The organism is Aeromonas sp. FDAARGOS 1415 (assembly GCF_019048365.1).
GTDB lineage: Bacteria > Pseudomonadota > Gammaproteobacteria > Enterobacterales > Aeromonadaceae > Aeromonas > Aeromonas taiwanensis.
In genome coordinates, this window is sequence record NZ_CP077363.1 from 2,289,149 (window position 1) to 2,311,310 (window position 22,162).

Consider the following 22,162-nt stretch of genomic DNA (forward strand, 5'->3'; position numbering starts at 1 on the left):
ACCCCATGCAGCATGAACCCTGGATGATCAGCCACAGCATCGAGGTGGAGATCCCGTTTCACGACGTGGACATGATGGCTGTGGATGTCTGGCATGGCCTGATGGAGAAGTCTCATGCAGCATGAACCCTGGATGATCAGCCACAGCATCGAGGTGGAGATCCCGTTTCACGACGTGGACATGATGGCTGTGGATGTCTGGCATGGCCTGATGGAGAAGTCTCATGCAGCATGAACCCTGGATGATCAGCCACAGCATCGAGGTGGAGATCCCCTTTCACGACGTGGACATGATGGCGGTCGCCTGGCATGGCCACTACGTCCGTTACATCGAGCTGGCCCGCTGCGCCCTGCTCGAGCAGATCGATTACAACTACCCACAGATGGATGCGTCCGGCTACCTCTGGCCCATCATCGATCTGCGGCTCAAGTACATGGCGCCCCTGCGCTTTGGCCAGAAGGTGCGGGTCGAGGCGCGGCTGTGCGAATACCAGAACCGGCTGAAGATCGAGTACGAGCTGTTCGATGCGAAGAGCGGCGTGCGCACCAGCAAGGGGTACAGCATCCAGGTGGCGGTGAACAAAGCGAGCGGCGAGATGTGTCTGGCCTCTCCCAGGGTGCTGCTGGACAAGCTGGGGGTGAGCGAGTGACCCCCGTGATGACGCGGCTGGTGGCCGGCCTGTTCCTGCTGCTGGCGTGGCCGCTGCAGGCGGCGCCCCTGAGCCGGGCCGAGGTGCAGCAGCTGCTCGCCCTGAGCCAGGCCAAGGAGGCCCGCTTCGAGCAGGAGAAACAGGTGGCGGGGCTGAGCCAGCCCCTTAGGGCTTCCGGCGAGCTGCTGCTGGTGCGCGACCTGGGGCTCTGGTGGCAGCAGCAGAAACCCTTTCCCCTGACCCTGGTCCTGACGCCGACGCGCATGGTGCAGCAGATGGCAGGCCAGCCCGCCACCGTCATCGACAACCCCCAGCTGCTGGAGTTCAGCCAGATGCTGCTGGCGCTGTTCGGCTCGGACGAGGCGACCCTGGGCCGCTACTTCACCATCGACTTTCACAGCACGGAGACGGGCTGGCAGCTGGTGCTGGTGCCGAGCCAGGCGCCGCTCGACAAGGTGTTTGCCAGCCTCACCCTGAGCGGCCAGGGGCAGCTGGATCAACTGCTCATCGCCGATCGGCAGGGTGACAGCACCCGCATCCGCTTCAGCGCCTGGCGCGAGCGCCCTCTGCCGCTGACCCCTGAGGAGCAGGCCCGCTTTGCTGCCCACTAGTGCCCGCGCGTACTCTGGTGCCCCCTCCAGGAGGAGAGCCCGCCTTGCTGCACGCTGAAACCACCTGGCGCCGGCTCGGCACTGTCTGGATCGGGCTCTGCCTGCTGCTGGCGGCGGTGCTCGCCTGGCAGCTGCCCCACAGCCGCATCAACACCAGTCTGATGGATCTGCTGCCCCACGAGTCCCGCAGCGATCTGGACCCGGCACTGCAGCAGGGCCTGCTGCAGCAGCTCGACCGCCAGCTGGTCTGGATGCTGAGCCTGCCCGCCGGCCAGGACGGGCGCGCCGCCGCCACCTTCTGGGCGAAGCAGCTCGGCACGCTGCCGGCCCTGTCCCGCATCAAGGGGGAGCAGCCCGAGCTGGCCCCCGCCTGGCAGCGCTATCTGCACGCCCTGGCCTGGCAGCGGCTGGATCCGGTGAGCCGGGCGCGCCTCGCCGATGGTGCCGAGGGGTGGAGCCAGTGGGTACTCGGCCAGATCTACTCCCCCTTCGGCGGCGTCTCCCGCGCCGAGTGGCAGAGCGATCCCCTGCTCCTGACCCGGGCCGGGGTGCTGGCCGAGGCCGGCGGCCCCATGCAGCTCAAGGAGGGCTGGCTGGTGAGCCGGGACAAGGGGGGGCGCGACTGGTACATGATCCGGGCCGAGCTGGATCTCTCCGCCTTCGACATCCAGCGCAACCAGGCGCTGCTGAGCGAACTGGCCGGGGCCGAGCAGCGGCTCGCCGAGGCCTATCCCGGCGCCGAGCTGCTGCGCCGGGGCACCCTCTTCTACAGCCAGCACGCCAGCCAGCTGGCCCAGCAGGACATCTCCACCATAGGGCTGGGCTCCATGGTCGGGGTCATCCTGCTCATCTGGGGCGTGTTCCGCTCCACCCGGGCGCTGCTGCTCTCCCTGCTGCCCATCGGCGTGGGGCTGATGTGGGGGCTCGGCACCGTGCTGCTCCTGTTTGGCGAGATCCACGTCTTCACCCTGGTCATCAGCAGCAGCCTCATCGGCATCGCCATCGACTACGCCATCCACTTCTTGTGTGAGCGGCGGCTGCACGGCGACGACGAGACGCCCCACCAGACCCGGCTCAAGTTGCTGCCGAGCCTGTCGCTCGCGGTGCTGACCACCCTGATAGGCTATGGCCTGCTCTGGTTCGCCCCCTTCCCGGGGTTGCAGCAGCTGGCGGTGTGCGCCCTGGCGGGGTTGTTCAGCGCCTTCGTCACCGTGCTCTGCCTGTTCCCGCGCTGGGTCGGCCCGCTGCCGACAAGGCCGCTTTGGGGCCAGCGCTGGCTGCAGGGCTGGCTGCTGGCCTGGCAGCAACGCCCGCTGGTGCGTATCGTTCTGCCGCTCTGCTGTCTGGTGCTGGCCGCCCTCGGCGTCAGCCGGCTGCAGGTGGATGACGACATCCGCCGGTTGCAGCCCCTGCCGGCGGAACTGCAGGGGCAGGAGCGCAGGATCCAGGCGCTCACCGGCCAGCAGGGGGGCATGCAGGGCCTCCTGGTGACGGGAGCGGACGGCGAGCAGGCACTGCAACGGCTGGAGCGGCTCCACGGCCTCCTGGCCGCGTTGAAGGCACGCGGTGCGCTGCAGGAGTTCGTCTCCCTCGACCGCTGGTTGCCCTCCCTGGCGCGCCAGCAGGAGGACGCCGCCGCCATCCGCACCCTGCTGCCCGAGGTGGTGAGCCGGCTCAAGGCGGCCGGCGTGCCGGTGCAGGCGCCTGTTCGGGAACCCGACTGGTTGACCCCGGCGGCCTGGCTGGCCAGCCCGGTCAGTGAGGGGAGCCGCCTGCTGTGGCACGCGGCGAGCGACGGCCGCGTCGCCATCTGGGTGCCCCTGGTGGGGGTGACAGACGAAGGGGCCCTGACGGCGCTGGCGGCGACCGAGCCCGGGGTCTACTGGCAGGATCAGCGCAGCGAGTGGAGCCAGCTGTTCGCCCACTACCGCGTCAAGCTGGCGGAGTTGCTGGCGGTGGCCATCGCGCTGGTGGCCCTGCTGCTGTGGCGGCGGATGGGGGCGGCCCGGGCGGCCCGGGTGCTGCTGGTCAACCTGATTGCGCTGGCCATGGGGCTGGCGCTGCTCGCCACCTGTGGTCAGCCGCTCACCCTCTTCGGGGTGCTGGCGCTCAGCCTCATCTTCGGCATCGGCATCGACTACGGCCTCTTCTTCGCCCATAGCGGCAGCGGGGTGGCGCGCCAGAGTTCCACCCTGCTCGCCATCCTGCTGGCCAACCTCACCACCCAGCTGGCCTTCGGTCTGCTGGCGCTGAGTCACACCCCCGCCATCGCGGGCTTTGGCCTGGTGCTGAGCGGCGGTATCTTTACTGCATTCCTGCTCTCTCCCCTGGTGCTGGATCGGGTGGGGCAGGATGGCGCCATCCAGGCGCCGCCGTCCCCTGGGCAGGAGAATCGGGAGCCAACGCCACAATGAGAACCCTGTTCATCCTCTTCACGCTGCTGCTGGGGGGCTGCAGCAGCCAGCCGACCCCCAGCGCCTATCTCGACAAGGGGACCGTCATGACGCTGCCGGCCCCCGTGCTGGCCACCCCCTTCTATCGCCAGCAGCTGCTGACCGCCAGCGTGGGGGGGAGCACTCACCAGCTGATGACGGTGCTGGAGGCGGACGGTCGCCAGCTGACCCTGGTGGGCCTCACGCCGAGCGGGGTGCGACTGTTCCGGGTGCGCTATGACCAGCAGGGCATTGTGACCGAGCAGCTCAGCCCGCTGCTCACCGGCGGTATGCCGCCGGTGAGCCAGGTGCTGGCGGACGTGATGCTCTGCTACTGGCCGCTGGCAAGCTGGCAGCCGCAGCTGCCGCCGGGCTGGACGCTGCAAGACGATGGGCTGACGCGCCGGCTGCACGCCCCCGATGGCGCCCTGGTTACCGAGATCCGCTATCGCGATGCCGACGGCGTGCGCGAGCCCGTCAGCCTGCAACAGCACGTGTTCAACTACCGCCTGCAACTGGAGACCCTGAGCCAATGAGCTGTTATATCGCCGCCTATGGTCTCGTCTCGGCGCTGGGGGCGGGGCGCGATGCCAGCGCCGAGGCGCTGAAGGCCTGGCACGATGCGGGTGTCAGCCCGCTGGATCGCCACCGGACGCCGCTGCTGGATGGCCGCCTGACTCCGGTGGGCCAGGTGGAGGACGAACTGCCGGCCATCCCGGCGGCGCTGGCCCCCTACGCCTCGCGCAACAACCAATTGCTGCTGGCTGCGCTAGCCCAGATCCAGCCTGCCCTGGACCAGGCGCTGGCCACCTTCGGCAGGGAGCGGGTCGGCCTGGTGCTCGGCACCAGCACTGCCGGGATCGGCGAGGCCGAGCTGGCGGTGGCCGCCGCCCGGCGCGGGGAGGCCGTGCCCCCCGAGTTTGACTATCACCAGCAGGAGCTGGGGGCCCCGTCGGAGTTCCTGTCCCGTCACCTTGGCCTGACCGGGCCGGCCTGGACGATTTCCACCGCCTGCTCCTCCAGCGCGCGCGCCTTCATCAGCGGCCAGCGGCTGCTGGCGGCCGGGCTGGTGGACGCCGTACTGGTGGGCGGTGCCGACAGCCTGTGCGGGCTCACCCTCAACGGCTTTGACAGCCTGGAGTCTTTGAGTGGCGAGCGCTGCCAGCCGTTCGATCTGGCCCGCCAGGGGATCAACATCGGCGAGGGGGCTGCCCTCTTCCTGCTGAGCCGGGAGCCTGCGCCGCTGGCGCTGCTGGGGGCGGGGGAGTCCTCCGATGCCTGGCACATTTCGGCGCCCCATCCAGAGGGTATCGGGGCCGAGGCGGCGATGCGCATGGCGCTGGCCCAGGGGGGGATAGCGCCAGAGGCGGTGGGTTACCTCAACCTCCACGGCACCGCCACCCGGCTCAACGACGCCATGGAGAGCCAGGCGGTCCACCGCCTGTTTGGCGACAGCGTGCCCTGCAGCTCCACCAAGGCGCTCACCGGTCACACCCTGGGGGCGGCGGGGGCCATCGAGGCCGCGCTCGCCTGCCTGCTGCTGGAGCGCGCGCTGCCGCTGCCCCCCCAGCGGGTAGCGACGGCGGATCCGGCGCTGGCCCCCATCCGGCTGGTGAGCGGCAGCACGCATCTGGCGGCGCCCCGGGTGCTCTCCAACTCCTTTGCCTTCGGTGGCAACAATGTCAGCCTGCTGTTTGGGAGCGTTCACCATGAATGAGCCAGGTTCACTGCCCGCCATCGAGACCCTGCTGCCCCACCAGGCCCCCATGCTGCTGTTGGACCGACTCTGCGCGGTGGATGCCCAGCGGGTGCGCTGCGAGACCCGCATCGGTGCCCGCCACGCCCTGCTGCTGGATGGGGAAGGCAGGCTGCCGGCCTGGGTCGGCATCGAGCTGATGGCCCAGACCATCGCCGCCTGGGCCGGCATGCAGGGGCGGCTGCGTGGCGAGCCGGTGCACATCGGCATGCTGCTCGGCACCCGCAAGTACCGCTGCCAGCCGGAGGGCTTCGCGCCGGGCACCCTGCTCACCATAGAGGCGTGCTGCCTGTTGCAAGACGGCGGCATGGCCAGTTTTGATTGCCGGATCCTGCTGGACGGGGAGGAGTGCGCCCAGGCGCGGCTCTCCACCTACCAGCCGGGCCCCGGCGAATTGTCCGATTTGTTAGCCTGAGGAAGTTTCATGAGCTCTAGCGTATTGGTCACGGGCGCCAGCAAGGGGATAGGCCGCGCCATCGCCCTCAAGCTGGCGGCCGACGGCTTTGTCATCGTGGTGCACTACCACAGCGATCGGGCCGGCGCCGAGGCCACCCTGGAGGCGGCCGGGGGACAGGGGCGTCTGCTCCAGTTCGACATCGCGGATCGCGAGGGTTGCCGCGCGCGGCTGGAGGCCGACATGGCCGAGCACGGCGCCTATTACGGCGTGGTCTGCAACGCCGGCATCATCCGTGACGCCGCCTTCCCCGCCCTCACCGACGAGGAGTGGGACGGGGTGCTGCACACCAACCTGGACGGTTTCTACAACCTGCTCAAGCCCTGCATCATGCCGATGATCGGCCTGCGCCGGGGCGGGCGCATCGTGACCATATCCTCGGTGTCCGGGCTGATGGGCAATCGTGGCCAGGTCAACTACAGCGCCGCCAAGGCGGGCATCATGGGAGCCACCAAGGCGCTGGCCCTCGAGCTCGCCAAGCGCAAGATCACGGTCAACTGCGTGGCCCCCGGCCTCATCGACACCGGCATGGTGGACGAGGAGGTGAAGGCGGAGGCGATGAAGATCATCCCGCTCAAGCGGATGGGGCAGGCGGACGAGGTGGCCGGTCTGGTCTCCTACCTGATGTCCGACATCGCAGGCTATGTCACGCGGCAGGTCATCTCCATCAACGGGGGCATGGTATGAAACGGGTTGTGGTGACCGGCATGGCCGGGGTAACGGCCTTCGGGCAGGACTGGGCGAGCGTGCGGGCCAGATTGCAGGCGGGGCGCAATGCGGTGGTGAGCATGCCGGAGTGGGCCATCTACGACGGCCTCAACACCCGGCTGGCGGCCCCCATCCCGGACTTCGTGCTGCCGGCCCACTACCCGCGCAAGAAGACCCGTGCCATGGGGCGGGTTTCGGCGCTTGCCACCGTCGCGACCGAGCTGGCGCTGGCGCAGGCGGGGCTGCTGGACAACCCCGTGCTCACCGACGGGCGTACCGGCATTGCCTACGGCTCGTCCATCGGCAGCACGGATCCCATCCGCGCCTTCGGGACCATGCTCAACGACAAGAGCACTGCCAGCATCACGGCCACCACCTATGTGCAGATGATGTCGCACACGGCGGCGGTCAACACCGGGCTGTTCTTCGGTCTGCGTGGCCGGGTCATTCCCACCTCCAGCGCCTGCACCTCCGGCAGCCAGGGAATAGGCTACGCCTATGAGGCGATCAAGCACGGCTACCAGACCCTGATGGTGGCCGGCGGGGCGGAGGAGCTCTGCCCGTCTGAGGCCGTGGTGTTCGACACCCTGTTTGCCACCAGCCAGATGAACGACCACCCGGAGCTGGCGCCACGGCCGTTCGACAGGGACAGGGACGGCCTGGTGATAGGCGAAGGGGCGGGTACCCTGGTGCTGGAGGAGCTGGAGCATGCGCAGGCGCGCGGTGCCACCATCCTCGCCGAGCTGGTGGGCTTTGCCACCAACTGTGACGCCACCCACGTGACCCAGCCCCAGCAGGAGACCATCAGGCTCTGCATGGAGATGGCGCTGGCCCAGGCCGGGCTTCAGCCCGCCGACATCGGCTACATCAGTGCCCACGGCACAGCCACCGAGCGCGGCGACATCGCGGAGAGCCACGCCACCGCCGCCATCTTCGGCGATCGCACACCCATCTCCTCCCTCAAGAGCTACTTCGGCCATACCCTGGGGGCCTGCGGTGCCATCGAGGCCTGGCTGGCCCTGGAGATGATGCGGGAGGGCTGGTTTGCCCCCACCATCAACCTGGAGGAGCCGGATCCCGCCTGCGCCCCGCTGGATCACGTGACGGGCAGTGGCCGCGCGCTGGACGTGGAGTACCTGATGTCCAACAACTTCGCCTTCGGCGGCATCAATACCTCCCTCATCTTCAAGCGCTGGTCCTGACGGGGCCTGCCCGTTCAGCTCCGGTGCAGCCTGGGTTCAGTTCCAGTACAGCCTGGGTTTAGCTTTGCTTAATTAAGATGCCTCCCTTTTTCAGGGAGGCATCATGTCCGTTTTATCTGTTTTATCCTTTTCCCGCCGCGGCCTGGCCGCATGCCTGCTGTCCACGCTGCTCTGGGTGCCGGCCTCGCCGGCCCTGGCCGACGATGAATTCCGGCTGGGCAAGACCATTCTGCTTGGCGTCGGCGATCACCCCGCCATCATTCCCATGCTCGCCTGTCGTCCCACCAAGTCCATCATGGTCAAGGCGGGGCGGGAGCTGACCCTGGAGCGGGTCAAGGTGTTTTATGGCAGCGATCGCAGCAAGACCCTCTATTTCGACAGGGATCTGAAAGAGGATCAGGAGTCGGGGTGGAAGTCCCTCGGCAGCCGGCTCTGCATCAAGCGGATCGAGGTGTACGGCAATTCGGAAGGGAGCCGGGCCGGTGTCAGGGTATACGGCCGCAAATAGGGCGGGAGCATGACGGCGGCCGGGGAGATCCGGCCACCTCTTTCATACCCTGGAGAAGGGGCTTATTTCTTGGGCCTGAATGGCTTGATGACGGCTTCGTCGCACTCGAGGTAGGGCCCTTCCATCAGGTCGATGCAGTAAGGGATGGCGGGGAAGACCGCATCCAGGCACTCGCGAATGGACTTGGGCTTGCCCGGCAGGTTGACGATGAGCGAGTCGCCGCGCAACCCCGCGGTCTGGCGCGACAGTATGGCGGTCGGCACGAATTTGAGGGACTCGGCCCGCATCAGCTCGCCAAAGCCCGGCATCATGCGATCGCAAACCGCCTCGGTCGCCTCCGGCGTCACGTCCCGTCTGGCCGGCCCTGTGCCACCTGTGGTGACGACGAGGCAGCACTGCTCCTCGTCGACCAGCCGGATCAGGGTCGCCTCGATCTGATCCCGTTCGTCGGGGATCACCTGGTAGACGGGCTCCCACGCCGAGGTCAGATAGGCGTTCAGGGTGTCGATGATGGCCTTGCCGGACAGATCTTCGTAGATGCCCGCGCTGGCGCGATCGCTGACGGTGACGATACCGATTCTTGCCTTGCTCATGGTCTGCTCTTGGTTGCCGCAATAAGTGGTAAATAAAATAACATAATCAGTGAGATATGTTAAATCGTCGGGGACGGGGAGGGGCGGGAATGACAAAAATAGAGAGTCGAACGAAAAGCTGTTTATGTCACACCGATGAATAGCGAATAAGAAAGACGAAAAACGAATTCAAATTTTATAAAAAAACTGGCGCAGCCAAATTGAAAACAATTTCATGAATCATAAGGAATAAATGTCATTCCCCCTGTCCTGTCAGGCTATTTTTCGGAGAACTGGACTCCTGTGGCACGGAGGCGACTGAACCAAAGTTCCCACCATCCTATATAACCTTCCTATGGACAGTGAAATAGTGATGGATCGGCGTCGTCGTTGCTGTAATACGCGCGATGCGTCCAGCCTGGAGGGCATATGGAGCTGCCTGACTTTGACACCCTGAGACATTGGGCCCTGGCGGAGCCGCAGCGGCTCGATGCGCTGTTGCACCAGCAGATAGAGACCCTGATCGCCCAGGTGGGGCCGGAGCAGCAACGGCGGTTGCGCGGTCTGCAGTTCCGTATCGACTGCCAGCGCCGTCTCGCCAGAAACAACATGGACAGCTGCATCCGCATCGCCAATATGATGCACGAATCCGTCAATGCCATGCGCCAGCATTTCAATCACCTGCAGGATGACTCATTTTCGGACCCGTATGAGGGTTCGCCGCCAAATAACGTGATACTGCTTGCGACCTACCGCAAAGATAAATAATCGGTGCTCCCCGGCCTGCAGTCCTATTACCCCGCACTTCAACCTATATCCCCGTGTTGCGAAATTTGGGGAATTTGTTTTCTATTTGCTGCGAATCGTCGTCATCCGGTGCATTAATTCCCGCAGGGCTGACGACCGGTCAGATAGGGATGGAGAAATATCACGTTTGGGGTAATATCTCGGCATATTCCATCTTGCTAACACTCAAAGGGATCATGAGCAGCATCACACCAGGAAGGGAGCTGTCACGGGAGCAGCAGACGGAGATCACCCGGATCATCGTCAAGGCGGGCCAGATGCTGGCCCAGTTCGGGGCCGAGAGCCGCATCATAGAGCAGACCACGGTCCGGCTCGGGATGGCGCTGGGGCTGGAGAGCGTCGAGATGGCCATCTCCTCCAGCGCCATCGTGCTGACCAGCCTCAACCGGGGGAGCTGCGTCACCACCACCCGGCGGGTGCGGGAGCACGGCATCAACATGCAGGTGGTGTGCGAGATCCAGCGTCTCTGCATCATGGCGGAGAAGTCGCTGATCGGCGCACGGGAGGTGCGCCAGCGGCTGGAGGCCATAGTGCCTTTCCACTATCACCCCTGGCTGGTGGTGCCCATGGTGGGCCTCTCCTGTGGCGCCTTCAGCCTGCTGTTCGGCGGCGACTGGCCCATCTTCCTGGTGACCTGTTTCTCGTCCGCCGTGGCGATGCGGGTGCGCCAGCTGATGGCCCGCCATCACCACAGCCCCCTCATCAACTTCGCCACCACCGGCTTCATCGCCACCCTGCTCTCCTCCAGCGCCACCTTCTTTGGCTGGGGGGCCCAGCCCTATCTCGCCATGGCGGCCAGCGTGCTGCTGCTGGTGCCGGGCTTCCCGCTCATCAACGCGGTCTCCGACATGGTGAAGGGCTACTTCAACATGGGGCTGGCCCGCTGGGGCACGGCGACCCTGCTCACCATCAGCGCGGCGATAGGCATCATCCTCGCCATGTCGGTGACCGGTATCTGGGGGTGGAAGGTATGAAGACCTTTGACGCTGTATCGACCCTGTTGATCGGGGCAAACCGGCTGTCCATCAGCGCACGGAACCATACCGGCATCATCCTCGCCATGTCGGTAACTGGTATCTGGGGGGGGAAAGGTATGACGGGTTTGCATCAGGCGCCGAATATCATGCTGGCGACGTCGGTCGGCCGCATTCAGGGAGGAGAGGCATGATGGATCTGCTCTGGCTGCTGGCCAAGGATGCCTTCTGGTCGGCCATTCCGGCGGTGGGCTTTGCCATGCTGTTCAACGTGCCGCCACGGATGCTGAAGTACTGTGCCATGGGGGGGGCTCTGGCTCACAGTCTGCGTACCCTGCTCATTCACCACGGCATGCCCATCGAGTGGGCCACCCTGGCGGCGGCGACCACGGTCGGTTTTGTCTGCGTCTACTGGTCCCGGCGCCTGCTGGCGCCCCGCCCGGTGTTCAGCGTGGCCTCCATCATCCCCATGATCCCCGGCAGCTATGCGTTCAAGGCGATGATCGCCGTGGTGGAGCTCAACATCTCCGGGGTGACCATGGAGCTTATCCAGAGTGCGCTGGAGAACGGGTTGAAGGCCATCTTCATCGTGGGCGCACTGAGCTTCGGGCTGGCGATACCCTCCCTGGTCGTGTACCGTAACCGGCCCATTGTCTGAGAAGGGTGCAAGAGGCTGACACCATGCAAATTTCCATGATTGCCGCCATGGCGCACGATCGCGTGATCGGCCTGGACAACCAGATGCCATGGCATATGCCGGCGGATCTGGCCCACTTCAAGCGGGTGACCCTGGGCAAGCCGGTGCTGATGGGGCGCAAGACGTTTGAATCCATCGGCCGACCGCTGCCGGGACGCCGCAATCTGGTGATCAGCCGCAACCCGGCCTATCAGGCCGAGGGCGTGGAGGTCATCGACTCGGTCGAGGCAGCGCTGGCACTGCTGGGGGAAGGGGTGGACGAGCTGATGGTGATCGGCGGCGGCCACCTCTATGGCCAACTGCTGCCACGGGCCGACAGGCTCTATCTGACCCGGATCGATCTGGCGGTGGCGGGGGATACCCGTTTCCCGGCGTTCGACGACGAGCAGTGGCGGCTCGTGGAGAGCGAGGCCCATTCAGCTGACGAGAAGAACCCCCATCCCTATCGTTTCGAGACCTGGCAACGGCGCTGAGTGCGCCGGCCCGAGACGACAACGCCCGGCACTGGCCGGGCGTTTTTTATGGACGAAGATCGGGTTCAGATGCCGGAGCCGTCGCTTTCGCCACCTTCTTCGTGCAGGCCGCACTCGCGTTTGAGGCCGAAGAAGCGGGTCTGCTCCTCGCTCATGCCAGGCTCCCACTTGGTGGTGGTGTGCACGTCGCCGACCGACAGGTAGCCCTGCTCCCACAAGGGGTGGTAGGGGAGGTCGAACTCCTTGAAGTAGTAGAAGACGTCCTTGTTGCTCCAGTCGATCACCGGCAGGAACTTGAAGCGGCTGCGCTGGATGGCCAGCACCGGCAGCTTGCCCCGGCTGCCTGACTGCTCACGGCGCAGGCCCGAGAACCAGGTCTGGGCACCCAGCTCGTTCAGGGCGCGGTCCATGGGTTCGACCTTGTTGAGCTGGTTGTAGCGGGTGATCCCCTCCACCCCCTGCTCCCACAGGAGGCCGAAGCGGGCCTCCTGCCAGGCCGGGCTGAGTTCGGCCCGGTAGATCTTGAGGTTGAGGGCGAGGCGCTCGGTCAGCTCGTCGATGAAACGGTAGGTCTCGGGGAAGAGATAACCGGTGTCGGTCAGCACCACGGGCACATCGGCCCGCTCGCGGCTTACCAGGTGCAGCATGAGCGCCGCCTGGATGCCGAAACTCGACGACAGCACGTGCTCCCCCGGCAGGTTGGCCAGGGCCCAGCGCACCCGCTCGGGGGCGCTCATGGCGTCCAGCGCCCGGTTGAGGGGAGCCAGCGCCTCGACCTGCTCCTCCCGGCTCAAGGCCAGCAGGGCGTCGAGGTCGAGCCGACCGTCGGCGGTGCGCGCCAGCCGGGCTGTATCAGTCTGTTCAGGCTGCATAGAAGTCCCTCGCGGAGTCGATGACCGGGGCTATGATCCCGGCGCGAATGACGAAGTCGCCGAAGCACTCGTCCGGGTTGCGCTCGGTGGCCCAGCGCCCGATCAGGGCATCCAGCTCGGCCAGGATCTGCGGCTCTGTGATGTTTTCCTGGTGCAGGCGCGGGATGCGGGTCCCCTCCAGGTTGCCACCCAGGTGCAGGTTGTAGCGACCCGGCGCCTTGCCCACCAGCCCCACTTCCGCCAGCATGGCGCGGCCGCAGCCGTTGGGGCAGCCGGTGACGCGGAAGATGATGGCGTCATCCGCCAGGCCGTGCTTGGCCAGCAAGCCTTCGATGTCGGTGACAAACGCCGGCAGCATGCGCTCGGCCTCGGCCATCGCCAGCGGGCAGGTGGGCAGGGCCACGCAGGCCATGGACTGCTTGCGCTGTTCGCTCACGCCGTCATCCAGCAGGCCGTACTGGCGCGCCAGCGCCTCGATGCGGGCCTTCTCGCCGGCCGGGACGCCCGCGATGATGAGGTTCTGGTTGGCGGTGAGGCGGAAGTCCCCCTGATGCACCTTGGCGATCTCCAGCATGCCGGTCTTGAGGGGCTTGCCCGGGAAGTCCAGCAGGCGGCCGTTCTCGATGAACAGGGTCAGGTGGTGCTTGCCGTCTATCCCCTCGACCCAACCGAAGCGATCGCCACGGCTGGTGAATTCGTAGGGGCGAACCGGCCCGAACTGGATGCCGGCACGGTTCTCCACCTCGGCCTTGAAGGCCTCGACGCCGACCCGCTCCAGGGTGTACTTGGTCTTGGCGTTCTTGCGGTTGACCCGGTTGCCCCAGTCGCGCTGGGTGCTGACCACGGCGGCCGCCACCTCCAGTACGTGGGAGAGGGGCACGAAGCCGAAGTCGCTCGCCTTGCGCGGATAGGTGGTGGTGTCGCCATGGGTCATGGCCAGGCCCCCGCCCACCAGTACGTTGAAACCCACCAGCTTGCCACCTTCGGCAATCGCCACGAAGTTCAGATCGTTGGCGTGGATGTCCACGTCGTTGTGGGGCGGGATCACGACAGTGGTCTTGAATTTGCGCGGCAGGTAGTTGGACCCCAGGATCGGCTCCTCGTCCTCCCCCAGCTTCTCGCCGTCCAGCCAGATCTCCACGTAGGCGCGGGTCTTGGGCAGCAGGTGCTCGGAGATCTTCTTGGCCCACTCGTAGGCCTCCTGGTGCAGCTCGGACTCCACCGGGTTGCTGGTGCACAGCACGTTGCGGTTCACGTCCCCCGCAGTGGCGATGGAGTCGATGCCGGTGCTGTTCAGGGTCTGGTGCATCAGCTTGATGTCGCGCTTGAGCACGCCATGGAACTGGAAGGTCTGGCGAGTAGTCAGGCGAATGCTGCCATACATGCTGTGCTCTTCGGCAAACTTGTCGATCACCTGCCACTGGGCCGGGGTGATGATGCCGCCCGGCAGGCGGGCACGCAGCATGACGTTGTGCAGGGGCTCCAGCTTCTGGGCGGTACGCTCCGGTCGGATGTCGCGGTCATCCTGCTGGTACATGCCGTGGAAGCGGATCAGCTGGAAGTTGTCGCCGTTGAAGCCACCGGTGAGGGGATCCTGCAGATCCTGCTCTATGGTACCGCGCAGGAAGTTGCTCTCGCGCTTGAGGCGCTCGTTGTCGGCCAGCGGTCCTTCGACCGGTCCCGGAATAACTTGTTTGCTCATCAGTAGACATCCCTTTGATAACGTTTGGCACGACGCAATTCGCTCAGATACTCTTCTGCTTCCTCACGGCTCTTGTGGCCATGTTCGGCAATCACTTCCAGCAGGGCTTCCTGCACATCTTTCGCCATGTGGTTGGCGTCGCCACACACATAGAAGTGTGCGCCAGCTTCCAGCCACTGGTAGAGCTCGAGCCCCGCCTCGCGCAGGCGGTCCTGCACATAAATCTTGTTGGCCTGATCCCGGCTGAAGGCCAGGGAGATCTTCGACAGCAGGCCGGATTTCACATAGCGCTGCCACTCCACCTGATAGAGGAAGTCCTGGGTGAAGTGGGGGTTGCCGAAGAAGAGCCAGTTCTTGCCCGAGGCCCCGAGGGCTTCCCGCTCCTGCATAAAGGCGCGGAAGGGGGCGATGCCGGTGCCAGGGCCCACCATGATGACAGGGGTATCCGGGTTCGCCGGCAGGCGGAAGTTGTCGTTGTGCTCCACGAACACCCGCACCTCGGCATCCTCGGCCAGGCGGTCCGCCAGATAGGAGGAGGCGCCGCCACTGCGCACTGTGCCGTCTTCCTGAGGGTAGCGCACCACGCCGACGGTCAGGTGCACCTCTTCTTCCACCTCGCTCTGGGCGGAGGCGATGGAGTAGAGGCGGGGGGTGAGGGGGCGCAGCAGCGCGATCAGTTGATCGGCACTCAGGGACGCCGGGAAGCGCTTGAGCACATCCACCACCTGGGCAGAGGCGACCAGGGCATTGACCTGGGCCTTGTCGCCGGCCAGATCCTTGAGGGCCGCGTTGTCCGCGATCTCGGCGAGGCCCGTGATCAGGCCGCCGTGCAGCCGGGTCAGCTCGAAGTGGCGGGTCAGCGCCTCGCGCAGGCTGCCATGGGGGGTGGCCTCGTCACCGCTCAGACCGGTCAGGGTCAGCACCTCGCCCACGAGATCGGCGTCGTTGTCGAACCAGATGCCGAGGGCATCCCCGGGTTGATAGGTGATACCCGACTCTTCCAGGTTGATCTCGATGTGGCGGATGTCCTTGGTGGAGTCGCGGCCGGTGATCTTCTGGTTGACGGAGAGCCGTGCCGGGAAGGGGTTCTCCTTGTGGTACTGGCTGTGGCCGACGGCCGCCTGCACGGCGCCTGCCACGCTGGCACCGGCACTGCCCGCGGAGAGGGTCGCGGTAACGGCCTTGACCGCCTGCTCACCCCAGGACTTGGCGGCGTCCTGGTAGTCCACGTCCAGGCTCGCCAGCTCATAAATACGCTCGGCCCCGGCCTTGGACAGGAAGTCGTCGAAATCCTTGCCGGTCTGGCAGAAGAATTCGTAGGAACTGTCACCCAAGCCCAGTACGGCGAACTTGAGGCCGTCCAGCTTGCCAATCTTGCCCTTCTTGAGCTGCTCGAACAGATCGACCGCGCTCTCCGGCGGCTCACCCTCTCCGTAAGTGCTCACGACCACCAGCAGGTGGGTCTCTTTCTTGAGCTGCTTGGGCTTGTAGTCCGCCATGGAGATAAGGGTCACCGGCAGGCCGCTGGCCTCGGCCTGTGCCTTGATGGCGCTGGCCACGCCCTTGGCATTGCCGGTCTGGGATCCGTAGAGGATGGTGAGGCTGCCGCCGGGGGCCATAGCCTCGGTGCTGCCGGCCGCAACGGGCTGGACACCGGCCTGGGAGAGGCCGTAGAGATAACCGCTCACCCAGGCGAGCTGCTGGGTGTTGAGGGTCGCGAGGACCTGGTTGAGCTGGCGCTGCTGCTCGTCAGAGAGCGGGCTGAGGTTGGGTATGGGGGCTGTCAATGGCATCACACATGTCTTCCATGGTCTGATTTTTGGTCAGAGTAAGGGGTGCAATGAATAACAACAAAGAATAAAAATATCTTCTTTATGCGATTTGTGAATTTATAAAGTTGGATTTCGCCTCAGCACCCGTCTCCCTGTGGTATAAAAGCGGCATCATTGAGTCCCTATTTTGTCCCGGAGGATCTGCCGATGTCCCGTCTGTTCCATGTCAACGCCTTCAGCCAGCACCCCTTCGGGGGCAACCCCGCCATCGTGGTCCAGGGGCCCGAGCGCAGTGACGCCGAGCTGCAGGCCATGGCTGCGGAGTTCAACCTGTCGGAGAGCGCCTTCCTCAGCCCCCTTGGCGAGGGGCATTACCGGCTGCGCTGGTTTACCCCGCAAGTGGAGGTGGATCTCTGTGGTCACGGCACCCTGGCGGCGGCCCACGTGCTGTGGCAGACCGGGGAGGTGGCCGAAGATCAGCCCATCCGCTTCGCGACCCGCAGCGGCGAGCTGGTGGCCAGGCGCGAAGGGGCCTGGATCTGGCTCGACTTCCCGCGCATTGCCCTGGCGCCCCTTGAGCTAGATCCCGCCTATGGGGCCGCCCTCGGCTGCCGGCCGCAGCAGACTCTGGCCGCTGGCGCCAAGTTCCTGCTTGAGCTCGGTAGCGAGGAGGAGGTACGAGCGCTCTCCCCCGACTTCCACGCCCTGCGCGCCCTGCCGGGGCGGGGGATCATGGTGACGGCGCCGTCGAGCCGGGGGGAGGACGACTTCGTCTCCCGCTACTTCGCCCCCTGGGTCGGGGTGGAGGAGGATCCGGTGACCGGCTCCAACCACTGCGCCCTGGTGCCCTTCTGGGCCGAGCGGCTCGGCAAGGAGCGGCTCAAGGCGCGCCAGATCTCGGCCCGGGGTGGCGATCTCAGGCTGGCGTTGCAGGGAGATCGGGTGCTGATGGCGGGCCAGGCCGTCACCTTGTGGCAAGGGGAATGGCTGCTGCCCCCCGCCCCATAATCAGCAGGCTGTCGGCGGCTTGAACGTTCGCCACCGGTTGTGCACGCCATAAAAAACGCCCCGCAATTGCGGGGCGTTTCCATTGTGATCGCGCTCGGGAGGGATCCCGGCGGGGGTCACACTTATTTCTGCGGACGCAGAGCCGGGAACAGGATGACGTCGCGGATGGTGTGGCTGTTGGTGAACAGCATCACCAGACGGTCGATACCGATACCCTGACCGGCAGTCGGCGGCAGGCCGTGTTCCAGCGCGGTGACGAAGTCGGCGTCGTAGAACATGGCTTCGTCGTCCCCTGCGGCCTTCTGGTCAACCTGGGCCTGGAAGCGCTCGGCCTGATCTTCTGCATCGTTCAGCTCGGAGAAGCCGTTGGCCAGCTCGCGGCCGCCGATGAAGAATTCGAAGCGGTCGGTGACGTCCGGGTTCTGGTCGTTGCGACGGGCCAGCGGAGAGACGGCGGCCGGGTACTCGGTGATGAAGGTCGGTTGCAGCAGCATGTGCTCCACGGTCTCTTCGAAGATCGCGGTGATCACGTGGCCCAGTTCCCAGCTCTTCATCAGCTCGATCTTCAGGCCCTTGGCGACGGCGGTGGCCTTCTCCAGGGTCGCCAGATCGTCACGGGTCACATCCGGGTTGTACTTCAGGATGGAGTCCACCATGGAGAGGCGCTGGAACGGTTGACCGAAATCGATGGTCAGGCCCTCTTCGCCCTCTTTGGCGTAACGGATCCTGGTGTCGCCCAGGATGTCCTGTGCCAGGGTGCGCAGCATCTCTTCGGTCAGATCCATCAGATCGATGTAGTCGGCGTAGGCCATATAGAACTCGAGCATGGTGAACTCGGGGTTATGGCGAACGGAGATACCTTCGTTACGGAAGTTGCGGTTGATCTCGTAGACACGCTCGAAACCACCGACCACCAGACGCTTCAGATAGAGCTCAGGCGCGATACGCAGGTACATGTCGATGTCCAGCGCATTGTGGTGGGTGATGAAGGGACGTGCGGAAGCGCCACCCGGGATGACCTGCATCATGGGGGTTTCCACTTCCATGAAGCGCTTGTCGTTCAGGAACTTGCGAATACCGGCCACGACCTTGGTACGGGTCACGAAGGTCTTGCGGGACTCTTCGTTGGCGATCAGGTCCAGGTAACGCTGACGGCAGCGGGCTTCCTGGTCGGTCAGGCCCTTGTGCTTCTCGGGCAGCGGACGCAGCGCCTTGGTCAGCAGGCGGATGGTGGACACGTGCACGGAGAGCTCACCGGCGTTGGTGCGGAACAGGGTACCCTCGACACCGACGATGTCACCGAGATCCCACTTCTTGAACTGTTCGTTGTAGAAGCCTTCCGGCAGGTCGTCACGGGTCACGTAGATCTGGATCTTGCCAGCCATGTCCTGCAGGGTCGCAAAGGAAGCCTTGCCCATGATCCGGCGGGTCATGATGCGACCGGCAATCTTCACCTGTTTACCCAGGGCGACCAGCTCGTCGTTGCTCTTGTCGCCGAACTCGGCGTGCAGATCGCCGGACAGGCTGTCACGACGGAAGTCGTTGGGGAAGGGGTTGCCCTGGGCGCGCAGCGCGGCCAGCTTGGAACGACGCTCAAGCATCTCGTTGTTCAGCTCGAGTGTCTGGTCGATTTCCGGAGTAGTGCTTTGTTCAGACATGGTGATTCCTGCTGCTCTGTTTACAGACCTGATTTCAGGCTGGCTTCGATAAACTTGTCCAAGTCGCCGTCGAGTACCGACTGGGTGTTGCGGGTCTCGACGCCGGTACGCAGATCCTTGATACGGGAATCATCCAGTACGTAGGAACGGATCTGGCTGCCCCAGCCGATGTCGGACTTGGTCTCTTCGAGGGCTTGCTTCTCGGCGTTCTGCTTCTGAATTTCCAGCTCGTAGAGCTTGGCCTTCAGCTGCTTCATACACTGATCTTTGTTCTTGTGCTGGGAACGGTCGTTCTGGCACTGCACCACCACCCCGGTCGGGATGTGGGTGATACGCACCGCGGACTCGGTCCGGTTGACGTGCTGACCACCGGCACCGGAGGCGCGGTAGACGTCGATACGCAGATCGGCCGGGTTGATCTCGATCTCGATGTCGTCATCGATCTCGGGGTAGACGAACACGGAGCAGAACGAGGTGTGGCGACGGCCACCGGAATCGAACGGTGACTTGCGGACCAGGCGGTGCACGCCGGTCTCGGTGCGCAGCCAGCCGAAGGCATACTCGCCGGTGAACTTGATGGTGGCGGACTTGATGCCGGCCACGTCGCCCTCGGAGCACTCGATGAGTTCGGGCTTGTAGCCGTGGGCATCGCCCCAGCGCAGGTACATGCGCAGCACCATGTTGGCCCAGTCCTGGGCCTCGGTGCCGCCGGAGCCGGACTGGATGTCGATGTAGCAGTCGGAGCCGTCGTGCTGACCGGAGAACATGCGGCGGAACTCGAGATCCACCAGCTTGGCTTCCAGCTCGTCCGCTTCGACCACGGCTTCGTTGAAGGTCTCTTCGTCTTCCCCTTCGACGGCCAGGCTGACCAGCATCTCGACGTCATCGACGCCCTGGGTCAGGGTATCTATGGTGCTGACCACGTTCTCCAGGGAGACGCGCTCCTTGCCCAGCGCCTGTGCGCGCTCGGGTTCGTTCCAGACATCCGGCTGTTCCAGCTCGGCGTTTACCTCTTCCAGACGCTCTTTCTTGGCGTCATAGTCAAAGGTACCCCCTAAGCAGCTCGGTCCTCTCAGACAGCTCCTTAAGCTTGTTTAATACAGGATTGACTTCAAACATCGTGAAAACTCTCGGGGTCGATGTGATTTAAAAACGGGATATTCTAGCCAATTGCGGAAGGAATAAACAGGGTTGGCTGTACCCGCATGCCTTCCTTCACCGATTTCCGAAGCCATTTTGGTCATTCATGGGCAAAATGTCGCCGGCGATGCCATTCTTCGCTTCAGTTTTGCGCTGGCTGGCCGCTATCAACATGACAGTGCCATGCACTCCCGGTAATCCTGTTCCTGACTCCACAAGAAGAAAACACGATGAAAAACCTATCACTCAAGCAGAAGATTCTGTTGTCTGTGGTGATCGCCCTGTCGCTGGTGATCCTGCTGCTCTCCTGGCAGAGCTATACCAGTCAGAAGTCCCTGCTGCTGCAAGGCAGTCAGGAACAGGTGCAACGCCTTGGCAGCCAGCAGGCCGCCAGCGTGAGCGACTGGCTCGCCGCCCGTCGCGACGTCATCCAGGCCCTCGGCAACAAGGCCGGTACCGAACCCCTCAACGCCCTGCAACAGGCCCAGGTTTCCGGTCGCTTCCAGCTCACCTACTTCGGTGAAGGCAGCGGCAAGATGAACGACTCCGACCCCACCATCAATCGTGACGGTTACGATCCCCGCTCCCGTGGCTGGTATCAGGAAGCCATGGCCAAGGGTGGCATGATCGTCACCAAGCCCTACCTGGACGTGGCCTACAACATCCTGGTGGTGACCCTGGCCCAACCGGCCCAGGGCGGCGTGGTCGGCGGCGACCTCTCCATCGCCTCTCTGGTGGAAGACGTCACCAAGATGAAGCTGCCGGCGGACGGCTTCGCCATCCTGATGCACAAGGACGGCACCGTCATCGCCTACAAGGACGCGGCCAAGGCGATGAAGCCGGCCAGCGAGATCGACAACGACCTGACCAATGCCCTGATCGAGCAGAGCAAGAACAGCAACAGCCTGGTGCCGGCCTACTTCGACAACGAAGGCCGTGACAAGCTGCTGTGGGCGGTGGATATCCCGGACACCGACTGGGAGCTGGTACTGGTGCTGGACAAGAGCACCCTGGAGGCTCCGCTCTCCTCCCTGCTGATGACCCAGCTCGGCCTGGCCCTGCTGGTGCTGGTGGGCAGCATCCTCGCCATCTCCTGGCTGGTCAGCCTGCTGCTTGGCCCGCTCGGCAAGGTCTCCCAGGCCCTGGCTCGCATCGCCGATGGTAACGGCGACCTGACCCAGCGCATCAAGATCGACGCCAACGACGAAGTGGGCCAGCTGGCCAACAGCTTCAACCGCTTCGTGGGCAGCCAGCATCAGCTCATTGCCAACATCCGCCAGCTAGCGAACGAACTGAACGCCGACGCCGAACGCAGCCTGGTGACCAACCAGGCCGCGGTGGAAGAGCTGCAGCGCCAGCAGCAGGAGGTGACCATGGTCGCCACCGCCGTCACCGAGATGGCGAGCGCCACCATGGAGATCGCCGGCAACGCCGAGAACACCGCCGCCGCCGCCCAGCAATCCGCCCAGAGCAGCGAACAGGGCAAGATGCTGGTGAACCAGACTCGCCACTCCATCAACAATCTGGCCGAGGAAGTGGGCCAGGCGACCGGGGTTATCGGCGAGCTGAGCCGCCATGCCCAGGCCATCTCCGGCATCCTCTCCACCATCCAGGGCATCGCCGAGCAGACCAACCTGCTAGCGCTGAACGCGGCCATCGAAGCGGCCCGTGCCGGTGAACAGGGTCGCGGCTTCGCCGTGGTGGCGGACGAGGTGCGGGTGCTATCGCGCCGTACCCAGGACTCCACCCAGGAGATCCAGTCCACCATCGAGACCCTGCAGCAGACCACGGCCCGTGCGGTGAGCCTGATGCAGACCAGCCAGGGGCTGGCCGACAACAGCGTGAAGGACGCCGATGCCGCCGCCGCAGCACTCGAAGAGATCACCCAGGCCGTCAGCCTCATCTCCGACATGGCGGGACAGATCGCCACAGCTGCCGAGGAGCAGACCCAGGTGACCGGTGAGATCACCCAGAACACCACCGCCATCAAGGACGTGAGCGACGAGATCACCGCCTCCGCCATGCGCGACCTGGATCAGGCGCACAACCTCAAGGGACGTGCCACCAACCTGAACCAGCAGGTGTCGACCTTTATCCTCTAAGGGGTGATGCGCGGCGATCACGGCCGTCATGAGAAAAGCCCTGCACTCTGGCGAGTGCGGGGCTT

At 64.9% G+C, this 22,162-nt stretch carries 22 protein-coding genes and 2 pseudogenes; 18 read left to right on the forward strand and 6 right to left on the reverse strand.

From position 1 onward, the window contains the following. Positions 1-5: 5 nt before the first annotated feature. The 11 genes and pseudogenes from I6L45_RS20180 to I6L45_RS10985 all read left to right on the forward strand — a co-directional run. Positions 6-98: pseudogene (locus I6L45_RS20180) on the forward strand (acyl-CoA thioesterase); the annotation flags it as partial. 16 nt (positions 99-114) lie between these two features. Continuing rightward, positions 115-207 (forward strand): annotated as a pseudogene (locus I6L45_RS20185) (acyl-CoA thioesterase); the annotation flags it as partial. A gap of 16 nt (positions 208-223) precedes the next feature. Further along, complete coding sequence (locus I6L45_RS10945) at positions 224-649, forward strand: thioesterase family protein (protein ID WP_210549066.1); 426 nt, start codon at positions 224-226, stop codon at positions 647-649. 8 nt (positions 650-657) lie between these two features. Continuing rightward, positions 658-1,260, forward strand: coding sequence for an outer membrane lipoprotein carrier protein LolA (locus I6L45_RS10950; RefSeq protein ID WP_216984202.1), 603 nt, complete (start codon positions 658-660; stop codon positions 1,258-1,260). Positions 1,261-1,304: 44 nt separating this feature from the next. Then, on the forward strand, positions 1,305-3,674 hold the full coding sequence (locus I6L45_RS10955; protein ID WP_216982075.1) for an MMPL family transporter: 2,370 nt from the start codon (positions 1,305-1,307) through the stop codon (positions 3,672-3,674). After that, complete coding sequence (locus I6L45_RS10960) at positions 3,671-4,228, forward strand: DUF3261 domain-containing protein (protein WP_216982076.1); 558 nt, start codon at positions 3,671-3,673, stop codon at positions 4,226-4,228. The genes I6L45_RS10955 and I6L45_RS10960 overlap by 4 nt, the downstream gene beginning before the upstream one ends. Further along, on the forward strand, positions 4,225-5,409 hold the full coding sequence (locus tag I6L45_RS10965) for a beta-ketoacyl-[acyl-carrier-protein] synthase family protein (RefSeq protein WP_216982077.1): 1,185 nt from the start codon (positions 4,225-4,227) through the stop codon (positions 5,407-5,409). The genes I6L45_RS10960 and I6L45_RS10965 overlap by 4 nt, the downstream gene beginning before the upstream one ends. After that, complete coding sequence (locus tag I6L45_RS10970) at positions 5,402-5,863, forward strand: hotdog family protein (protein ID WP_216982078.1); 462 nt, start codon at positions 5,402-5,404, stop codon at positions 5,861-5,863. Before I6L45_RS10965 ends, I6L45_RS10970 begins: the two co-directional genes overlap by 8 nt. A gap of 9 nt (positions 5,864-5,872) precedes the next feature. Next, entirely contained in the window at positions 5,873-6,589 is a 717-nt protein-coding gene (locus I6L45_RS10975) for a 3-ketoacyl-ACP reductase FabG2 (protein WP_216982079.1), read from the forward strand. After that, positions 6,586-7,812 carry a beta-ketoacyl-ACP synthase gene (locus I6L45_RS10980; RefSeq protein WP_216982080.1) on the forward strand — a complete coding sequence of 409 codons (1,227 nt, stop codon included), beginning with the start codon at positions 6,586-6,588 and terminating at the stop codon, positions 7,810-7,812. The genes I6L45_RS10975 and I6L45_RS10980 overlap by 4 nt, the downstream gene beginning before the upstream one ends. A 103-nt stretch (positions 7,813-7,915) precedes the next feature. Next, the gene (locus I6L45_RS10985) at positions 7,916-8,320 is read left to right on the forward strand and encodes a DUF2541 family protein (RefSeq protein ID WP_254204316.1); all 405 of its coding nucleotides are present in this window, start codon (positions 7,916-7,918) and stop codon (positions 8,318-8,320) included. A gap of 62 nt (positions 8,321-8,382) precedes the next feature. Here the strand turns inward: I6L45_RS10985 and mog are convergent, their stop codons facing one another. Further along, positions 8,383-8,913 (reverse strand): molybdopterin adenylyltransferase, encoded by a 531-nt coding sequence (gene mog, locus I6L45_RS10990; RefSeq protein WP_043762333.1) that lies wholly within the window; start codon positions 8,911-8,913, stop codon positions 8,383-8,385. 408 nt (positions 8,914-9,321) lie between these two features. On the opposite strand from mog, the gene I6L45_RS10995 reads away from it, so the two are divergent. From I6L45_RS10995 to folA, 5 genes are all read left to right on the forward strand, one after another. Continuing rightward, positions 9,322-9,660, forward strand: coding sequence for a DUF3135 domain-containing protein (locus tag I6L45_RS10995; protein WP_210549085.1), 339 nt, complete (start codon positions 9,322-9,324; stop codon positions 9,658-9,660). 215 nt (positions 9,661-9,875) lie between these two features. Continuing rightward, on the forward strand, positions 9,876-10,673 hold the full coding sequence (locus I6L45_RS11000; RefSeq protein ID WP_043808662.1) for a threonine/serine exporter family protein: 798 nt from the start codon (positions 9,876-9,878) through the stop codon (positions 10,671-10,673). Then, positions 10,670-10,867: a hypothetical protein gene (locus tag I6L45_RS11005; RefSeq protein ID WP_216984252.1), complete on the forward strand. Its 198-nt coding sequence runs from the start codon at positions 10,670-10,672 to the stop codon at positions 10,865-10,867. Before I6L45_RS11000 ends, I6L45_RS11005 begins: the two co-directional genes overlap by 4 nt. Then, positions 10,864-11,331, forward strand: a complete 468-nt coding sequence (locus I6L45_RS11010) for a threonine/serine exporter family protein (RefSeq protein ID WP_043762326.1) — start codon at positions 10,864-10,866, stop codon at positions 11,329-11,331. The genes I6L45_RS11005 and I6L45_RS11010 overlap by 4 nt, the downstream gene beginning before the upstream one ends. A gap of 23 nt (positions 11,332-11,354) precedes the next feature. Beyond that, entirely contained in the window at positions 11,355-11,843 is a 489-nt protein-coding gene (gene folA, locus I6L45_RS11015; protein ID WP_216982081.1) for a type 3 dihydrofolate reductase, read from the forward strand. 65 nt (positions 11,844-11,908) lie between these two features. Here the strand turns inward: folA and I6L45_RS11020 are convergent, their stop codons facing one another. From I6L45_RS11020 to I6L45_RS11030, 3 genes are read right to left on the reverse strand one after another with little or no spacing between them, the layout of a single operon-like run. Then, a complete protein-coding gene (locus I6L45_RS11020; RefSeq protein WP_216982082.1) occupies positions 11,909-12,715 on the reverse strand; it encodes a phosphoadenylyl-sulfate reductase in 807 nt (268 codons plus the stop codon). Beyond that, a complete protein-coding gene (gene cysI / locus I6L45_RS11025; RefSeq protein WP_216982083.1) occupies positions 12,705-14,417 on the reverse strand; it encodes an assimilatory sulfite reductase (NADPH) hemoprotein subunit in 1,713 nt (570 codons plus the stop codon). Before cysI ends, I6L45_RS11020 begins: the two co-directional genes overlap by 11 nt. Continuing rightward, positions 14,417-16,210, reverse strand: a complete 1,794-nt coding sequence (locus I6L45_RS11030; protein ID WP_216984203.1) for an assimilatory sulfite reductase (NADPH) flavoprotein subunit — start codon at positions 16,208-16,210, stop codon at positions 14,417-14,419. The genes cysI and I6L45_RS11030 overlap by 1 nt, the downstream gene beginning before the upstream one ends. 180 nt (positions 16,211-16,390) lie before the next feature. Between I6L45_RS11030 and I6L45_RS11035 the strand changes: the two genes are divergently transcribed. Continuing rightward, positions 16,391-17,197, forward strand: a complete 807-nt coding sequence (locus tag I6L45_RS11035) for a PhzF family phenazine biosynthesis protein (protein ID WP_216984204.1) — start codon at positions 16,391-16,393, stop codon at positions 17,195-17,197. A 122-nt stretch (positions 17,198-17,319) separates the two neighbouring features. Here I6L45_RS11035 and lysS read toward each other — a convergent pair whose 3' ends face one another. Both lysS and prfB read right to left on the reverse strand, forming a co-directional pair. Beyond that, positions 17,320-18,798, reverse strand: coding sequence for a lysine--tRNA ligase (lysS, locus tag I6L45_RS11040; protein ID WP_231557882.1), 1,479 nt, complete (start codon positions 18,796-18,798; stop codon positions 17,320-17,322). Positions 18,799-18,875: 77 nt separating this feature from the next. Further along, positions 18,876-19,974, reverse strand: a protein-coding gene (gene prfB, locus I6L45_RS11045) for a peptide chain release factor 2 (protein ID WP_134696129.1) whose coding sequence is annotated in 2 segments (ribosomal slippage) — positions 18,876-19,898 and positions 19,900-19,974 — 1,098 coding nt in all. Because the reading frame shifts where the segments join, the coding sequence is not laid out codon by codon here. Positions 19,975-20,225: 251 nt separating this feature from the next. Here prfB and I6L45_RS11050 point away from each other — a divergent pair. Beyond that, the gene (locus I6L45_RS11050) at positions 20,226-22,097 is read left to right on the forward strand and encodes a methyl-accepting chemotaxis protein (protein ID WP_210549094.1); all 1,872 of its coding nucleotides are present in this window, start codon (positions 20,226-20,228) and stop codon (positions 22,095-22,097) included. Positions 22,098-22,162 lie beyond the last annotated feature (65 nt).

Excerpts from the sequence above, each read along its gene's own strand:
- I6L45_RS10945 (WP_210549066.1), top strand. The coding sequence starts at position 224 with ATGCAGCATGAACCCTGGATGATCAGCCACAGCATCGAGGTGGAGATC.
- I6L45_RS10950 (WP_216984202.1), top strand. The coding sequence starts at position 658 with ATGACGCGGCTGGTGGCCGGCCTGTTCCTGCTGCTGGCGTGGCCGCTG.
- I6L45_RS10960 (WP_216982076.1), top strand. The coding sequence starts at position 3,671 with ATGAGAACCCTGTTCATCCTCTTCACGCTGCTGCTGGGGGGCTGCAGC.
- I6L45_RS10965 (WP_216982077.1), top strand. The coding sequence starts at position 4,225 with ATGAGCTGTTATATCGCCGCCTATGGTCTCGTCTCGGCGCTGGGGGCG.
- I6L45_RS10970 (WP_216982078.1), top strand. The coding sequence starts at position 5,402 with ATGAATGAGCCAGGTTCACTGCCCGCCATCGAGACCCTGCTGCCCCAC.
- I6L45_RS10975 (WP_216982079.1), top strand. The coding sequence starts at position 5,873 with ATGAGCTCTAGCGTATTGGTCACGGGCGCCAGCAAGGGGATAGGCCGC.
- I6L45_RS10980 (WP_216982080.1), top strand. The coding sequence starts at position 6,586 with ATGAAACGGGTTGTGGTGACCGGCATGGCCGGGGTAACGGCCTTCGGG.
- I6L45_RS10985 (WP_254204316.1), top strand. The coding sequence starts at position 7,916 with ATGTCCGTTTTATCTGTTTTATCCTTTTCCCGCCGCGGCCTGGCCGCA.
- mog (WP_043762333.1), bottom strand. The coding sequence starts at position 8,913 with ATGAGCAAGGCAAGAATCGGTATCGTCACCGTCAGCGATCGCGCCAGC.
- I6L45_RS10995 (WP_210549085.1), top strand. The coding sequence starts at position 9,322 with ATGGAGCTGCCTGACTTTGACACCCTGAGACATTGGGCCCTGGCGGAG.
- I6L45_RS11000 (WP_043808662.1), top strand. The coding sequence starts at position 9,876 with ATGAGCAGCATCACACCAGGAAGGGAGCTGTCACGGGAGCAGCAGACG.
- I6L45_RS11005 (WP_216984252.1), top strand. The coding sequence starts at position 10,670 with ATGAAGACCTTTGACGCTGTATCGACCCTGTTGATCGGGGCAAACCGG.
- I6L45_RS11010 (WP_043762326.1), top strand. The coding sequence starts at position 10,864 with ATGATGGATCTGCTCTGGCTGCTGGCCAAGGATGCCTTCTGGTCGGCC.
- folA (WP_216982081.1), top strand. The coding sequence starts at position 11,355 with ATGCAAATTTCCATGATTGCCGCCATGGCGCACGATCGCGTGATCGGC.
- I6L45_RS11020 (WP_216982082.1), bottom strand. The coding sequence starts at position 12,715 with ATGCAGCCTGAACAGACTGATACAGCCCGGCTGGCGCGCACCGCCGAC.
- cysI (WP_216982083.1), bottom strand. The coding sequence starts at position 14,417 with ATGAGCAAACAAGTTATTCCGGGACCGGTCGAAGGACCGCTGGCCGAC.
- I6L45_RS11030 (WP_216984203.1), bottom strand. The coding sequence starts at position 16,210 with ATGCCATTGACAGCCCCCATACCCAACCTCAGCCCGCTCTCTGACGAG.
- lysS (WP_231557882.1), bottom strand. The coding sequence starts at position 18,798 with ATGCTTGAGCGTCGTTCCAAGCTGGCCGCGCTGCGCGCCCAGGGCAAC.
- I6L45_RS11050 (WP_210549094.1), top strand. The coding sequence starts at position 20,226 with ATGAAAAACCTATCACTCAAGCAGAAGATTCTGTTGTCTGTGGTGATC.